23 protein-coding genes are annotated in these 14097 nt (G+C 32.5%); all 23 read right to left on the minus strand.

The window, feature by feature from the left end:
- Window positions 1-9 precede the first annotated feature (9 nt).
- The 23 genes from RDK80_RS00965 to RDK80_RS01075 all read right to left on the minus strand — a co-directional run bounded on the left by RDK80_RS00965 (window position 10) and on the right by RDK80_RS01075 (window position 14091).
- Complete coding sequence (locus RDK80_RS00965; protein WP_308523213.1) at window positions 10-531, minus strand: ParB N-terminal domain-containing protein; 522 nt, start codon at window positions 529-531, stop codon at window positions 10-12.
- On the minus strand, window positions 521-1678 hold the full coding sequence (locus RDK80_RS00970; protein WP_308523214.1) for a phosphoadenosine phosphosulfate reductase family protein: 1158 nt from the start codon (window positions 1676-1678) through the stop codon (window positions 521-523). Before RDK80_RS00970 ends, RDK80_RS00965 begins: the two co-directional genes overlap by 11 nt.
- Window positions 1669-2301: a ParB/Srx family N-terminal domain-containing protein gene (locus tag RDK80_RS00975; RefSeq protein WP_308523215.1), complete on the minus strand. Its 633-nt coding sequence runs from the start codon at window positions 2299-2301 to the stop codon at window positions 1669-1671. The genes RDK80_RS00970 and RDK80_RS00975 overlap by 10 nt, the downstream gene beginning before the upstream one ends.
- Window positions 2301-3086: a phosphoadenosine phosphosulfate reductase family protein gene (locus tag RDK80_RS00980; protein ID WP_308523216.1), complete on the minus strand. Its 786-nt coding sequence runs from the start codon at window positions 3084-3086 to the stop codon at window positions 2301-2303. The genes RDK80_RS00975 and RDK80_RS00980 overlap by 1 nt, the downstream gene beginning before the upstream one ends.
- The gene (locus RDK80_RS00985) at window positions 3083-4462 is read right to left on the minus strand and encodes a hypothetical protein (RefSeq protein ID WP_308523217.1); all 1380 of its coding nucleotides are present in this window, start codon (window positions 4460-4462) and stop codon (window positions 3083-3085) included. Before RDK80_RS00985 ends, RDK80_RS00980 begins: the two co-directional genes overlap by 4 nt.
- A 157-nt stretch (window positions 4463-4619) precedes the next feature.
- Window positions 4620-5183, minus strand: coding sequence for a hypothetical protein (locus tag RDK80_RS00990; protein WP_308523218.1), 564 nt, complete (start codon window positions 5181-5183; stop codon window positions 4620-4622).
- Between the two features lie 169 nt (window positions 5184-5352).
- Complete coding sequence (locus RDK80_RS00995) at window positions 5353-5829, minus strand: YopX family protein (protein WP_308523219.1); 477 nt, start codon at window positions 5827-5829, stop codon at window positions 5353-5355.
- Window positions 5830-5840: 11 nt separating this feature from the next.
- Window positions 5841-6029 (minus strand): hypothetical protein, encoded by a 189-nt coding sequence (locus RDK80_RS01000; protein ID WP_308523220.1) that lies wholly within the window; start codon window positions 6027-6029, stop codon window positions 5841-5843.
- A gap of 34 nt (window positions 6030-6063) precedes the next feature.
- Window positions 6064-6333: a hypothetical protein gene (locus RDK80_RS01005; protein WP_308523221.1), complete on the minus strand. Its 270-nt coding sequence runs from the start codon at window positions 6331-6333 to the stop codon at window positions 6064-6066.
- 12 nt (window positions 6334-6345) lie between these two features.
- Entirely contained in the window at window positions 6346-6777 is a 432-nt protein-coding gene (locus tag RDK80_RS01010; RefSeq protein ID WP_308523222.1) for a hypothetical protein, read from the minus strand.
- A 45-nt stretch (window positions 6778-6822) separates the two neighbouring features.
- Window positions 6823-6963, minus strand: a complete 141-nt coding sequence (locus RDK80_RS01015) for a DUF3797 domain-containing protein (RefSeq protein WP_308523223.1) — start codon at window positions 6961-6963, stop codon at window positions 6823-6825.
- Window positions 6964-6976: 13 nt separating this feature from the next.
- Window positions 6977-7603 (minus strand): putative metallopeptidase, encoded by a 627-nt coding sequence (locus tag RDK80_RS01020; RefSeq protein ID WP_308523224.1) that lies wholly within the window; start codon window positions 7601-7603, stop codon window positions 6977-6979.
- Window positions 7600-8139, minus strand: a complete 540-nt coding sequence (locus RDK80_RS01025) for a Holliday junction resolvase RecU (protein ID WP_308523225.1) — start codon at window positions 8137-8139, stop codon at window positions 7600-7602. The genes RDK80_RS01020 and RDK80_RS01025 overlap by 4 nt, the downstream gene beginning before the upstream one ends.
- Window positions 8140-8149: 10 nt before the next feature.
- Window positions 8150-8665 (minus strand): hypothetical protein, encoded by a 516-nt coding sequence (locus RDK80_RS01030; RefSeq protein ID WP_308523226.1) that lies wholly within the window; start codon window positions 8663-8665, stop codon window positions 8150-8152.
- Window positions 8655-8849, minus strand: a complete 195-nt coding sequence (locus RDK80_RS01035; RefSeq protein WP_308523227.1) for a hypothetical protein — start codon at window positions 8847-8849, stop codon at window positions 8655-8657. The genes RDK80_RS01030 and RDK80_RS01035 overlap by 11 nt, the downstream gene beginning before the upstream one ends.
- 20 nt (window positions 8850-8869) lie before the next feature.
- Window positions 8870-9463 (minus strand): hypothetical protein, encoded by a 594-nt coding sequence (locus tag RDK80_RS01040; RefSeq protein ID WP_308523228.1) that lies wholly within the window; start codon window positions 9461-9463, stop codon window positions 8870-8872.
- Between the two features lie 48 nt (window positions 9464-9511).
- A complete protein-coding gene (locus RDK80_RS01045) occupies window positions 9512-10540 on the minus strand; it encodes a DUF5131 family protein (RefSeq protein ID WP_308523229.1) in 1029 nt (342 codons plus the stop codon).
- A 15-nt stretch (window positions 10541-10555) separates the two neighbouring features.
- Window positions 10556-10885, minus strand: a complete 330-nt coding sequence (locus tag RDK80_RS01050; RefSeq protein ID WP_308523230.1) for a hypothetical protein — start codon at window positions 10883-10885, stop codon at window positions 10556-10558.
- Window positions 10882-11547 (minus strand): hypothetical protein, encoded by a 666-nt coding sequence (locus tag RDK80_RS01055; RefSeq protein WP_308523231.1) that lies wholly within the window; start codon window positions 11545-11547, stop codon window positions 10882-10884. Before RDK80_RS01055 ends, RDK80_RS01050 begins: the two co-directional genes overlap by 4 nt.
- A 34-nt stretch (window positions 11548-11581) precedes the next feature.
- Window positions 11582-11770 (minus strand): hypothetical protein, encoded by a 189-nt coding sequence (locus tag RDK80_RS01060; RefSeq protein ID WP_308523232.1) that lies wholly within the window; start codon window positions 11768-11770, stop codon window positions 11582-11584.
- 11 nt (window positions 11771-11781) lie between these two features.
- Window positions 11782-11988 carry a hypothetical protein gene (locus RDK80_RS01065; RefSeq protein WP_308523233.1) on the minus strand — a complete coding sequence of 69 codons (207 nt, stop codon included), beginning with the start codon at window positions 11986-11988 and terminating at the stop codon, window positions 11782-11784.
- 2 nt (window positions 11989-11990) lie between these two features.
- The gene (locus tag RDK80_RS01070) at window positions 11991-12113 is read right to left on the minus strand and encodes a hypothetical protein (RefSeq protein ID WP_308523234.1); all 123 of its coding nucleotides are present in this window, start codon (window positions 12111-12113) and stop codon (window positions 11991-11993) included.
- 13 nt (window positions 12114-12126) lie between these two features.
- Window positions 12127-14091 carry a PcfJ domain-containing protein gene (locus tag RDK80_RS01075; RefSeq protein ID WP_308523235.1) on the minus strand — a complete coding sequence of 655 codons (1965 nt, stop codon included), beginning with the start codon at window positions 14089-14091 and terminating at the stop codon, window positions 12127-12129.
- Between the last annotated feature and the right edge of the window lie 6 nt (window positions 14092-14097).

A 14097-nucleotide genomic window follows, 5' to 3' on the forward strand; every position in this document is an offset into this window, starting at 1 on the left:
AATATCATATTAGATTTTGGTTATGAACTCTGCTTTACTATACGAACTATCGTTCCCTACCATCATAGTAAGGAAGTCTTCCTTTGAGAAATCTGATAGCCTAAATATCTCTTCTGGTTTCATTCCCAATTGCTTTCCTACCTCATGAATTGTGTTACCTGAATCAAGTAATCTTTTAACTATAGCCTTCATAGGTTCTAATAAATGAGTACCTCTTGCCCTATTGTGAGTTACAGTTCCATAGATATTACCACTTTCATCTTCATGTTCTACAATAACTATAGGTACCTTGCCATCTAGTAAAGATAGTAATGGTTCTTCTCCGGAAACAGTCCATCTATGAAAACCATCTATAATAGTCATATTAGGTCTCACTACTAGAGGTAATGTCCATCCATTAGTAAGTATTGATTGAGTTAATAGTTTCAAATTCTCTTTTGATACCTTATTAGGGTTATAATCATTAGGTATTAATAGATTTCTATCTACCCATTGAAGTGTTTTTAATGGTGCAAATAACTTATTGCTCATTTAGGTTCTCCCCCTTCTCTATCTTCTTTGCTTCTTCAATATAGCTACCATAAATTATTTGATACAATGCTCTCAAAGTTCTAGACTTGGGATCTCCTGAAATAAGTCCTTCATAGATTTGTCTGCATCCTTCCTGATCTACTAGAGTATGAACTTGTAGAAAGAAATTTTTGTATTTATTTGCCACATTCATCTTGTGCTTAGTGGCGAAATAGAAATCCATATTACTAAACATCTTTATAAGCTCTGCCTCATAATCTTTTTTAGCTTCTCCCTTCTCTATTTCCCTTCTGTTTCTACTTCTTCTACCAAACATTTCACTATCCCAGTATAAAGCTGCTAGGTATGCATTAGGCTCACGACGAATTATCCTTTCCATCAAATCAGGATAGTACTCATTCATCTTCACAAGACTTCTTGCTGTATCTATGGAAAAAAATTGTGATACCCTAAGCTGGCTTTTACTACTTCCAGATTGCCATAAATAGAGGTAAATATCTGGAATATCTACCTTTTGATTTTTTAAATATAGCCACACATCTTTATTGGTCCAATCATAGATAGGATATATCTGTCTCCTGCCAGTTATATTCTTACCTGTTTTTGTTGAAGAGGCTATATACATAAGTCTTTGAACTGATTCTGCTACTCTAACACCAGTCAAGGTTATTCCATCAGAACAAGTCCTTGGTAGAAAATCTTGATATGCATCTTTTCTTGGTCTTAATAGTGGATGGCTCCTAATAGCAAAGGATGGTGGTCTTCTAACCCACACATCCTCTTTTTCACTATCCCAGCATATAAAACTTTCATCATTTGATAGTTCGTTAAAGCAATTGAAGTGTTTAACCTCAAGACAGAACCATTCAAATTTTGCTCCAAGCAGCATAAACTTTTTTCTCCAATTTAGCACGGTCTTTTCTATACATGGAAATATTGCTTCTTCATCAATAAACTGTACCGTCAATTGACCAGGATTGATTTTTCCACGCTGTATTAAATTAAATACTAGTTGAGCCAAACAAATACTATCTTTACCTCCTGAGAAAGACATATAAACAGGCAGTCCATTCCTGAATACATTAGTAATTCGGATTTCGGCTGCCTTAACTACATCAATACTTGCTTCACATCTTTTTATAGCCATACCTTTTCACCACACTTAGGACAAATAATGAACTTTCTTATTTCAGTTATCTCCTCATTATCCTCTTCTGGATCTTCCTTAGGTTCATTAATTGTGGTTTCATTGTTTATGGCTTCATTTCTTATAATAGCATTTTCAATCTGAATTTCTTTTCTTTCCTTATTAGCTTTAATAGTTTCTATTTCTTCTTGATCTAATGTACCATATTGAGATAATTTTTCTGTTACTTCTTCAGCTTCAGCCACCATAGCTTTTAATATCTCTTCATCAAATCCTGGTATATCTAAATCATTACTTAATTCCTCTAAAAACTCATTGAGTGTATCAAGATTATCTATACCTAAATTGAAAATCTTGTTGTCTGCTATCATAAGTTTCTTCTTTTGGCTTTCAGTTAATCCTTCCATTTTATATACATCAGCCTGTGTTTCGCCTGCTTCTTTTAAAGCTGTTATCAATCCATTACCAGCTAAGATTGTATTGTTTTCATCTATGACTACTGGTCTAATTTGACCAAACATATTAATACTTCTAACAAACTCCTTTATTTGATTTTGGGTATGAATCCTTATATTTTTTTCAGGAGTTTTTAGATCTGATATATTCATTCTAATTATATTCATTATTTTAGTCCCTCCTTAAACAACTTAGCGCTTTCGATTTTTCCCGCTGCTTTATCTACTATGCTTTGGTCTATAGTGTAGATTTCTTCCCATCCTTTATTTACATCGCCAGTATATTGTCTTGCTGGCCATGGATGAGTACCACACTTATAACCGTTATACCAAGTATAAATAGGTGGAACTTTTAACTTATAATAATGAATATAGGCTAATATAAACTCATGCTTCCAATGAGATAATGGGCTATATCTAGTAACCCCTTTTCTATCAGTGTAAATATTAGTTCCCTTTCCTACATAATTTCCATCTGCTTTCCTTCTTCCAAGGATTAAGATATCAATATCATGTTTCTTATAATATTGATACTGGGCATTATGCTGAACTATAGAAAACCATCTAGATACTTTGCTGCTATCTTGAGGGAATAACATATTTTGATGTTTAACTAACCATTCTAAATCTTGGCCAGTATTAATTATTTCTAGCCCATTTGGTTTGTTTTTATCTATCCAATCTAAAAAAGCAGGATATTCAAGGTTGCATATTCCTAATATACAATCTTTTATTCCTGCTCTCTCACATATATGGCCAAGAACCAAACTGTCCTTTCCTCCACTCCAAGCATAAGCAGTTTTTTTATTCCTGGTCACATTTTTAATTTCATCTACAGTTAAAGCTACCAAGAGTTCTAACTCTTCTCTTGTTACATATTCCTCTATGTTTTCCATAGCTTTAATCCATTCCTCATTATTTATAGATTGTTTTTTACCTAATATGGTTTTCATATATTCATTACCTCCCTTCTACTAATTAGGAAGGCAAGAACGCCTGATGTTAATACTGTTATTAAGCTACCCATGGTTTTGTATGATGACATATTGAAAATGTTGCCATAGGCGAAAATAGGAAGTCCTAACAGTAATGCAGCTTTAACCCCTATGGTAATTCCTCTAGCTGACAATTTTATACCTTTTAATGTCATTACAGTAGGTAGTAATGTTGAAGCTCTAAATGTTCCATAGAATAAGAATAAATGAGTTACTGTTATTCCTGGTATATTAGCTATAGCTATTCCTAGTATCAAAAGCATTACCATTGAAAACTTTGAAGTTCTAACACTGCTATTTTTTATGAAATCAGTAGTTAGGGATGCCATAGCACATAAATTACTATCTATAGTTGATAGTAGGCCTGATAGGACTATAAATAAGAATAATGCTCCTGTCCAATGAGGAAGTAGATTCATTATGATTTCAAAATTAACCATACTTGAATCTATTGCAACATATCCTGATCCAGCAGCTATATAGCCTATTAATCCCATCGATAAAGGCATAATAGCAAACATTAAAGCTCCAATAAAAAAAGCTTTCCCTATCTTATTTTCTTTGATAGTAAAAGCTCTTTGCCAAAAACATTGGTCCCCAAATGGGCCTGATATTAAACCTATTGCAGTAGGTAATCCAAAAGCAAAGAATAAATCTAAACCTTTCCCGCTGAAGAAAGATGTATATTCTCCACTAATGCCAGTTAAACCCTTTGATATATTCTCTATTCCTCCTGTAATCTTGAATAACCATGGTGCAAATATTAATGATCCAACAATTATTATAATCATTTTAACATTATCCGTCATTACTGCTGCCTTAATTCCAGAGAATTGAGAATAAGCATATGCTATTAATGTTAATAAAATAGTCACTAAAGGAAATGATAATCCTGTTATTCGACTAAGTATTTTCCCTCCTGCTAATAAGTTTACAGCAGTAGAAAAAACGGCTAATGTACCTAACTGAAATAAATATGTGTTTCTAACACTATTTGATTTGTACTTACTTCCCATATACCCCGATAGCGTTATACCCTTTGGCATCTGCTCTCTTATCAGTTTAGCAAATGGTATAAATATTATTAAGCAAAGTACATTAGGTACCGTAAACCAAAATAGTCCAGGAATACCATTTAGATATGCTCTCTCAGCTGAAACAAATATTGCTGGAGCCCATATCCATGTTGCTGCTATACTCATTCCTGAACTAAGAGCTCCCATTTTTCTATCTGATACATGGAAGCTCTCATTGTCCAGTTCTTTTTTTGTTAATACTAGTGTCATTCCCATCATTACTATAAAGTAAATGACTAGTACAATTAATCCATACATTTTTTACTCCTCCTTTATTATCTTAAGTATTAGAAGGAGCAAAAAAACCGCCACTATAAAATGACGGTTTAAGGCGTTTTTTAGTATAGAATTTTACATCTACAGGATAACATATGTCAATTGCCCAGTCAATGCCCACTTTTTGCCCTGACCCTTATTATGTATTTCTCATTCCGTCTATTCCAAATATAAGAGCCGACAATTTTTCGCAAGCAGCATCAATATCTTTATATACGGTTCTTTCGTCTATACATTCTATTTTGGCAACTTCTTTAATTGTTAAGGGCATATCTGTTATATAAAGTGATTCTATTATTCTATATCTTCTCTGGTCCTCTGGCCTCGATGAACGCATACAATAAGTTTCATAAAGGATAAGCATTTCCTTAATATGAGTTAAAATAATTGTAGTCCTTACCACACTATTTTTTATGCTTTCAACATATAACTCACTCCCTGAATATTCATAAACTCTATCTAGTATATCTATAGCATTTTCATCAAGATCAGATACATTAACCACTGCATTCTTAGTATGTTCCTCAAACATCCGATAATTTCTAAGCAGGAGCTTCGTATTTCTTAATCTTCTATCGTATCTTGATTTCTGAGCCTTTTTCTTTTCTTTTTCCATAGTATCCATGGCTGCCTTGGCCCCTGCTTCTGCTGCTAGTCTAATAATTTCGTTTTGCACTAACTGATTAAGTCCATTTGCAAACATTACTTTCGCCCCCTTTTAAATTTATAACAGTTGATTAAACTAATAAACTCATTTATAATGAAATTAAGGTTGTGGGAGCGAAAGCTCCTTTTTTAATGCCTGAAATTATTTTTCTTGCAAATCAATTAAATTATCCTCCAGTAATGACGCGAAATACTTGTTATGTTCATTAAATACTATCTGCAAAATATTGTTTACAACTTTCGCAATCTTTTTCTGTGCAATCACAATCTAATAATAGTTCTGGATTTTCATATATGTTGCCCCTAACCTCCATAATATCTAAATCATGCATACCTTTATAATTAAACACTACTGGATTAGTTTTTCTATCGCCTATTTGGAAATAAAAACATTGAATATCAATAGTTGTACCATATTCAGTTCTTAATCTTCTGTTCCCAAATTTACATATTGCCTTAATTCTTTCCCCATCTTCATTTACTAACTCTAATATATCCCCCTCATAAATTTCTGTACCATGCTTATCATGTAGGCCTGTATATTCTCCTACAGTCTTTTTACTTACACCTCGTCCGTTGATATAGCACCAAGAACCTTCGTTTGTGTTATGATTAATCCCTGTAAGATCACCATATATCCATACACCATCTCTTCTTCGACCTCTAAACTTAATTTCTCTCACTTTAATCCTCCTTAATATCCCTCTTGCATTATACATATCCCGCAATGACAACCTAAGCAATCCTTGTCTTTTCCTATAGAGTTCATTTCATTACATTGCTTCATATCTCTTTTCATTGATTCAGACAACTTTATGACTTTAAACCCTTCTTTCTCTAAGATATTTTTAGCTTTTTTGATTTCTTCCAAATTGTTGTTCATACTACTCTCTCCTCTCTATTGAACATAAATAACATTATATGTGATTCTCTATATCTTTTTTATATTGTTCAAATGATGGTATATCTTCGTCTCCTTCATTCTTTAGTATTTCAACAAACTCCTCATATTCTTGTTGTAAAGTTTTTTCTAATGCTACAGGGTATTTTTCTATAGTTTCAACAAAATTATAGATTGATTCAAATGTTTCTTTAAACCACTTGATACTTTCTATATCATTAAACCCTATAGCTTTAAATCCTCTAAATTCTCCTTTGTCAGTGTATATAAGCCAATATTTATACATTGTCATTCTCCTTTATTTTACCTTTCTGCATCCTTTATCATCAGGCGGGCTAATAACTTTGCGTGCTTCAAGTTCAAACAGCATTCCATTAACCCATCCCATTCCTTTTCGAAATTCTAATTTTAATAAATTGAAAATATTTTTATCTGAACCTTTATATTGTCTGATTAGCTCCATTGCTTTTTGTATTTCATCCTCTGTGCCTTCAAAGTATTCAGTTAGCATCTTGTTCTCCTTTCTTGGGCTTCTTATTATTTCAAAGAAAATATCTCCACATTCCTTACATGGTGCAGGAATTCCAACTTCTTCGTTAAACCTATACTCTTTTCCACATCTGGAGCATTTCCATTCTTTCGAAACTAATCTATTTCCTTTAGTTTGATTCTCATTTATTATTTTGTCTGGAAATCTTCTCATAAATCTTATAACATCATGCTTATCCATTTCCTTGCTCCTCTATATTTTATTCCCATTCTCATCCACTGTAATTTAAAATCCGCATTTACAAGTTCTTTTGTAGGTTGTATCATCCACTGTAATTCCACCTTCACCATTTCCAACAGTAGTACTACCACATTGAGGGCACTTTTCATACTTCTTCATTATAGGTATCAATTTAGAAACATACATCTTCCTTCACTCCCTATTTAACGGCCCTTAGGTTGAATATATCTAATTGTTTGGCTATGGGTTCTAGATCCTGCCAAATAATTTCATCTTCTATTAGATTTTTTATACTTCCTTGTGTAGTGGACCAATCTTTCCCTAATGTAGCTACCATATTGCTCCAATCCTCAATATCATGAGGTTGAAGATCTCCAAATTTATCTATATGCCTAAGCTCATGATAGATTAGAGCTATTATCTGTTCTTTTTGCATTCTTTCAATATAATAATTCCTTGTCTCTAAAATATATTCATATCCTGTCATAGCTGAAAATTGCTTACTAGCCATACTAATTTTTGCCTGCCACTGTGGCTTATTATTATTTTTGGGTTTCTCCCACTCCATATCCTCTATGAAGAAAATCTTATTAGCCTTTATATGTTTTAGCTCTGGAAATTTATCAATTAGTTTTTTAGCTATAGGTCTATATATATAACTCTTAATCCAATGTTTATCTCCAAATTTTCCATTATCTAACTTTCGTATATGTTTTAAGTATCCAGCATCCTCATAATTTGTATATATGACATGATATCCTCCTGAACAGGCAATTTCTTCCTCTAACTCTCCTGTATATTCATCAATTACCTTTATTATCTTCATCCTGCTATCCCCTCCAGTAACATAATCAAGCCATTTTGTACAGTTACTTTATAGTCTTCTAACTCATGTAATTTCATATGCTTCCTGTTATAAATGACTTTCATATCCCGCCATACTTCCCAAGGAATACGATAAAACTTTTCCATTCCAATGGATACTAGGATAAAACATATAGCTCCCATTTCTGAATATAGTCCTAGAAGCTCCATTTGTTCGTCCGTTAATCTGCTCTGTTCTATTTGTTCTTTATCTGTATGCTTTGCTTCAAAGATTATAGCCTGTCCATTATTTAAAGTACCTTTATAATCTGGTTGAGCCTGTTTCTCAAAGCAAGCTACAAATCTACCTTTACCGAGACTCCTTATAGGCTTCATTGGTTCAGGTGTTTTTTCTATCAATGCTACTTTTTTTCTTTTATAATGAATGCAAGATATATCAATTATTTGTTCAAATAAGTTACCAACTGCTTTAGACCTAGCTCCTTGAATTTGTCTATTTGGGTCTTTTTCTATTTTATTATTGTAATCTAGTGCCATAATTCTCCTCCTAAATTGAATGTTTTTTTATGAAAGTTATTTTTCCTTTATCAAGTACTATAATTTCATCTTCTCCACGTCTTAAAAATAGTGCTACTATATCCGTTTTTTTTATTTTATATTCGCTTATAGTATCTACTTTTCTTTCCTTCGCAAACCTAAAAGCAGTATCTTTATTAATTGTGTAAGCTATGCAATCAATCTCATTTGGTCTATGTGCTCTATATGCAGTTACAAAGTACGGTAAATAATCATAGGCTTTTACCTCTGAAGGTTTCATAATTGATTTTTTTCTTCTATTTCTATTTGATGAAAATAATTGTTTCCATAGTCCTAAATCTGAATATCCTGTGTAGCTTACCCAGAGTGTCGAGAGTAGAAACCAATAGGAATAATCCGATAATCTGTTACATACTCTAGAAAAATATCCTATAGCTTCAGGAGTACCTTCATATTTTAAAATTTCTTTTGCTATTGCCGCATCGAGCGGATTCCATCTAAAATACTGAGATATGTCATTCATCACAATCTTTCCCTTCTTCATTATTGAGCTGTTTTCTTTTACCTACTAACACTAGTGCAACTCCATATTTGGTAGGCACCAACTCATAGTGCTGTTTGCATTGATTACAAGTATAATTCATTCTTTTTTTTACTTCTACTTTAGATTCATTATTGCATATATTGCATATAAAATGAGTTGGTACCATACATTTCACCTTTCCTTTGATTATTTTATTTGCTCAAATCTTTTTGCTTTACTGTTAAAAGTAATATCTATTGGAGCTTTACATCCTCCACATTTTAATTCTCCAATCTTATGACTTAATGGCATATATAGATACTTCTTGTATCCGCATTTACACGAATATTCTAATCTGTATAATTCTAAGACATCCCATTTATGAATTTTTTTACAATTGTTACATTCACAACTAAAGTCTCCATCCCTGCATAGCCTCCATGTTATATGACCACAATCACATTTGAATGCTATTAATTTAGTTAAAAGACTGCTTTCAAGCTTTTTTGTCCAATGTTCTTTTCGTGGTTCTATAAGTGTTTTGCTTATTTGTGTCATAGATTCTTTAAAAACATCTGCGATAGTCTTCTGTTTTTCTTTTTCCTCCCATATATATTCCTCAGTGCTATTTACAGGATTTAATTTCAGTGGTCCTTCTAATCCACAAGAAGGTATAAATCCATCTATCAATTTCACCTTTATTTCTTTAGTATTTAATTCTAGCTCGTGAATAATAGCTCTCCGTAATAAATTTTCAACCTGTTCTGCTGGTATAGAAACTTCAAATTTTAATTCTTGCATACCTTTCATCCCCTTTGTACTTTTTATATTGTTTTATTAATTTAATCCCTAGTTCCATTCCTCAACTTCTAATTCAGGAATAGTTATCCCTAAAGAGTTGCACCAATCTTCTAAGCAACACTTGCATATATGAGTTAATTGTTTTGCACTAGTTCCTCTCTTTCCCCTTACAAGTAATGCGATCATGTTGCTTTTTAAATTTTCCTCTTTGCATATTCCACAATTAGAAATAAGTTTATTATGAAGTGCTATGTTTTTTGGTATTTCATTTGATGGTTTTAAGCCTTCAGGAAATTCTTGTATAAAATCTTGCCCCACTAATTCTTTTAAACTTTCTTTCATGAATAGGGGTATTCCTGCATCTCTACATTGTTTCTTTATGGCTAAAATCCATTCTTTATTAGGAATAACTTTATCTTTTCTATTGCCCGTTTCGGCACCAACTATTATCCATTGAAAGCATCTTAAATTTCTAAGAGCTATTCCGTGTATTTCACCTAGTATTGGTTCTATGCTTAAAAACTTCTTATGCCCTTTTAATTCTGCTAGCTGCTCCGCCCTGCAGGGTGGTATGAAATCAGCACTATTATTTACAGTTGTCCCATACCAGTAATTATCCGAGGCTGGTAATGGAATTTTATATTGAATTTCTTTGTATCTCTTAGGGTTCTTTGTTAGAAATAGATAATTGTGTTGTGGTGCTTCATCACAAGCTTTAAATATCATTTCAATCCATGCATCTGGAACCCAATCTCCAAATACATCCGCCATTGATCCAACAAATACATTGCTTGCCATCTTTAATTTTTGGGGCATGTCTAAGCGATATTGGTGTAATGTTGGTTCAAATCCAAATGGATAGTTTAAAGCTCTCCCTTCTCTAGATATAAAAGGTTTATCTAGTATATATAAATCTCTTTCTTTGTCATATTGATATTGATCTGATGCTTTATTAAGTCTAATATCTCCTGAAAACCTTCTGGACATAGTCCTTGCATAACAATAAGGACAGTCATGTCTACAGCCAGTTATTGCATTAAATGTATAATCAGTCCAGTCAATTTTTGACTTGTTCATCATTATCCCTCCTACTTATGCATATCCCTTAGTTACTCCATGAACTATCCATTGCTTACCTAATGATGGATAATTTCCAACTTCAAATATTACTCCCCACATTCCAGTTTCATAGATTACTCTTATACATGGAATGCATCCCTTTTCTTTGTAATCCTTGTAGATATGATACTTTTTCCTTATGGTTTGCTCCAATATTTCATCAAGCGTCAACACCCCTAGCCCCTCTTCTGTTTCCCTCCATCTCAAAAAGTCGGGATAAATTCCTATAAAATTAGTTGTTATTTCTTCGACTTCGTAATCTCCATCTACTTTTTCATGTATTTTAAAAGGATTTCCACTCATTGCTCCACCTCAATTCTTTCGAATTCTATAACCCACACCCAAGGGTTAGCTTTCCATCCATATATTTCTATGTCTTGTTTCTTTATTGTGGAATCCCACAGTTTTATAAAATTAGGCTTTGCATTTACCGTCCAAGCATTTCCTACTTCTACACCTTCTCGAACACAATCAGCAACGCACATATCCTGCAACCTCTCAACTCTTACATCTGTTACTTTCAGTAATATCCTTGCTGCTTCCTTTGGCATATGAATTGAAGGTTTCCACTTAATCGTCTGGTCGTCTAGTAAAAATCCATCTGCGTCATATAAATTTATGTCAGGTTCTCCGTCTGCATAGTAATATGTCATTACATCATCAAAATGTGTGTATCCATTTTCATCAACTCTACATAGTTGTGTCCAAGTTTCTCTAACATAGAGAATGTCACCGACTTGCCATTTTGCTCTTTTGCTGAAAAATTCTTCTTCATATTCTCTTGTAGTCGAAATATCACCTGTTCCTACTGAAATACAGAAATCATCATAGTCGTAATATTCATCAACCATTTTTTCAGGTATAACTCTCCTAGTAGCTGTCTTTCTACCTTCCAATATTGCTTTTACCATTTCTGTATTGAATAGAATTGGCTTTGCTATCTTTAATACTTCTTCTCTGTTCACTTACACATCACCCTACCTTCAGATAAATAATCATTTACTCCATAAACTTTAATTTTTGAGTGTATTTTCTAGGATAAAACATTAGCTTCCCCGCTTCTATTTCATTTTCCTTAGTAGCAATCTGAACTACATTTCCCTTGTCATCAAGTAATACACCTGTTACCGTTTCTTCCCTGTTTTTTACATCATTCCAAATCTTTATCTTGTTACCTTTCATTTTCATATTACTTCCCCCTATTTATATTCTCTTCCCGTCTCCTTATCTATGATTACAATCCTATTACTTAGCTTATATCCAGCATTATCTATAATAAATTTGACTACCTTAATTAATTCACTCACATGCTTGTCCTTGTTTTTCTGCTCTTTAGTAACATTATTTATTGCTGCATATGCTGTTAGGTCCTTACATCCACTTGCATTAAGTTTCTCACTCCGCATAGTTAAACCTCCCTTGCCTGACATAAGACTGTATTCTCTTTGCTACTAGTTATTACTTCTAAAATGTCATTAAAATAATATCCTTGAAAATATAGTTCTAAAATCTCCTGAATAGTAACTTCCATGATTGGCAACCTCCTAGACTACCTTTTGCATTTCTTCTGTTAATTTTGTTTTTTTCCATTTATCAATAAATTTCTTTACTTCTTCCGTCATCCCACAATTCTTATATCCCCTGCATTGAGATACAGATATTTGGTTGAGGTTTAGTTCCAAAGTGAAAAATGGAGTGTCTGGATCACTTACTTTTCTTACTACCATAATTGCTCTATCACCCTTAGCCATTCCATCTATATAATGAGTTTGACCAACACAATGTCTTAGTTTATGCCCTTCACCAACAATTTCATTTACACCATTTGCAGGTCTAATAGTAAACTTCTTATCAGAATATGAATAGCACTTATTTAGCACTTCAAAAGCTTTTTTCACTTTTTTATCATATTTGCTAAGTCCTTTTGATTTGTTCATTATCATGTATTCGTCATGTCTTTCTTTCAAATTTTTAGGATACAGTACAAATGTATTCTCTATATCAAATTTAAAATCTTTGCATTGTCTTATATAATCACACCAATCAGCTAATACATCATTAGGTTCATATTTCTTACTTGATTGTTCTTGCACATATTTAATAATTTTATGTGGAGTTGAGTATTTAAGCATTTCGCAAAAGTGATTAGTTTGAACATTTGATACTATCCATTTCACTTGACTGTCAGTTAATGCATTAACTTTATTTAACATTAAGACTGCTTTTTTTATAAGTCTTAAACCATCTGAATCTAGATCTAACCTTTGCATTTGTAAAAATAATTCCTTCTCTATATCAAATACTTCTTTTATGTTTCTACCTTCAAAATTTATTCCATTCCAAATTGGTGTATAAAATGTGCTTAGCTTTTCATCTACAAATCTATATAGCTTAAATTTGATTAGATATTCAATTTGTGGATGTTTTAAATATTCTTCTAAAAACTTCCCTACGTATAGCTGATTTACTGCTTTGGCAAAATCATACATACAACTATATTGCCATCTGGTTCCCTCAAGAATTCTTTTCAAATTTCTAGTATAGAGATATGTTTTAGGGGTTTTGTATTTACTACTATCTTCACACCATCTACAACCTCCAGTTTGAAAGAACCAACCATATTCGTATTTCTTTACGTTTAGTGATTTCCCATTGAAGGTATATATCTCTCTAATATACTCTGAATATTCTAATGTAGGATTTCTGTAATGTTTCTTGTACTCCTTTGCTCCTGAGAAATATCTGATAATAAATCCATCCTCATAATTTTGCATTATGGCAAATTCAGCCCAGTCATTTACTCTTGTTGATTTCCCAACTGCTTTATAAACAATATTTTTATTACATTTAGGGCATGTACCATTATTGTTATGTCTAATTTTTTTCTTAGTAAGTTCAGTCTCAGGTATCATAAATTCATTCTTACATTCTGTACAAAAAGTATCGATATTTTTTCCTTCACGTTTATAATATATATATCTGCTATAGTCAAATGGACCATTGTATACCCATTTATCAAAATCCTTTGGTAGTGGTGGAACCTTATCCATGACTTCATCTATCTTTTTCTTAATCTTTTCATGTTTAGCATTAAGCTTCTCCTGCATAATTTCATTTTGAAATCTTCTGATCGCTCTTAGTTCATCACCTACATTGGAGCAATTAATCTGTAGGAATTCTTCAATATTTTCTTTTTCTCTAGATGTAGAACAAGCCGCAACGGGCTTTGATTGCCAGCTATAGTACCTTATTAAATTCTCCATGCAAGCATTACTCCACTTGTAGCTGCCATCTTCTTGTAATTTTTGTGTAATATATTTTCTATCCCACATAAAAACCTTGTACATAGCTTTTTCTCTGTTTTCTTCTTCATCTTGGCTGAAGAAAGATAGAAATAAGACTTTTTTATCTTTTATAAACTCAATTGACGATTTTATGATATATTTTACAGGGAGTATTTCACTTGGTTTCGAATGTTCTTTTATTTGCTCGAGTAATTTTTTATTCATATGTCT

This window comes from uncultured Tissierella sp., from assembly GCF_902479755.1.
In the GTDB taxonomy this organism is placed as follows: Bacteria; Bacillota; Clostridia; order Tissierellales; family Tissierellaceae; genus Tissierella; species Tissierella carlieri.

Coding starts and splice junctions, on each gene's coding strand:
- RDK80_RS00965 (WP_308523213.1), bottom strand. CDS start 531: ATGAGCAATAAGTTATTTGCACCATTAAAAACACTTCAATGGGTAGAT.
- RDK80_RS00970 (WP_308523214.1), bottom strand. CDS start 1,678: ATGGCTATAAAAAGATGTGAAGCAAGTATTGATGTAGTTAAGGCAGCC.
- RDK80_RS00975 (WP_308523215.1), bottom strand. CDS start 2,301: ATGAATATAATTAGAATGAATATATCAGATCTAAAAACTCCTGAAAAA.
- RDK80_RS00980 (WP_308523216.1), bottom strand. CDS start 3,086: ATGAAAACCATATTAGGTAAAAAACAATCTATAAATAATGAGGAATGG.
- RDK80_RS00985 (WP_308523217.1), bottom strand. CDS start 4,462: ATGTATGGATTAATTGTACTAGTCATTTACTTTATAGTAATGATGGGA.
- RDK80_RS00990 (WP_308523218.1), bottom strand. CDS start 5,183: ATGTTTGCAAATGGACTTAATCAGTTAGTGCAAAACGAAATTATTAGA.
- RDK80_RS01000 (WP_308523220.1), bottom strand. CDS start 6,029: ATGAACAACAATTTGGAAGAAATCAAAAAAGCTAAAAATATCTTAGAG.
- RDK80_RS01005 (WP_308523221.1), bottom strand. CDS start 6,333: ATGTATAAATATTGGCTTATATACACTGACAAAGGAGAATTTAGAGGA.
- RDK80_RS01010 (WP_308523222.1), bottom strand. CDS start 6,777: ATGGATAAGCATGATGTTATAAGATTTATGAGAAGATTTCCAGACAAA.
- RDK80_RS01015 (WP_308523223.1), bottom strand. CDS start 6,963: ATGTATGTTTCTAAATTGATACCTATAATGAAGAAGTATGAAAAGTGC.
- RDK80_RS01020 (WP_308523224.1), bottom strand. CDS start 7,603: ATGAAGATAATAAAGGTAATTGATGAATATACAGGAGAGTTAGAGGAA.
- RDK80_RS01025 (WP_308523225.1), bottom strand. CDS start 8,139: ATGGCACTAGATTACAATAATAAAATAGAAAAAGACCCAAATAGACAA.
- RDK80_RS01035 (WP_308523227.1), bottom strand. CDS start 8,849: ATGGTACCAACTCATTTTATATGCAATATATGCAATAATGAATCTAAA.
- RDK80_RS01040 (WP_308523228.1), bottom strand. CDS start 9,463: ATGCAAGAATTAAAATTTGAAGTTTCTATACCAGCAGAACAGGTTGAA.
- RDK80_RS01045 (WP_308523229.1), bottom strand. CDS start 10,540: ATGAACAAGTCAAAAATTGACTGGACTGATTATACATTTAATGCAATA.
- RDK80_RS01050 (WP_308523230.1), bottom strand. CDS start 10,885: ATGAGTGGAAATCCTTTTAAAATACATGAAAAAGTAGATGGAGATTAC.
- RDK80_RS01060 (WP_308523232.1), bottom strand. CDS start 11,770: ATGAAAATGAAAGGTAACAAGATAAAGATTTGGAATGATGTAAAAAAC.
- RDK80_RS01065 (WP_308523233.1), bottom strand. CDS start 11,988: ATGCGGAGTGAGAAACTTAATGCAAGTGGATGTAAGGACCTAACAGCA.
- RDK80_RS01070 (WP_308523234.1), bottom strand. CDS start 12,113: ATGGAAGTTACTATTCAGGAGATTTTAGAACTATATTTTCAAGGATAT.
- RDK80_RS01075 (WP_308523235.1), bottom strand. CDS start 14,091: ATGAATAAAAAATTACTCGAGCAAATAAAAGAACATTCGAAACCAAGT.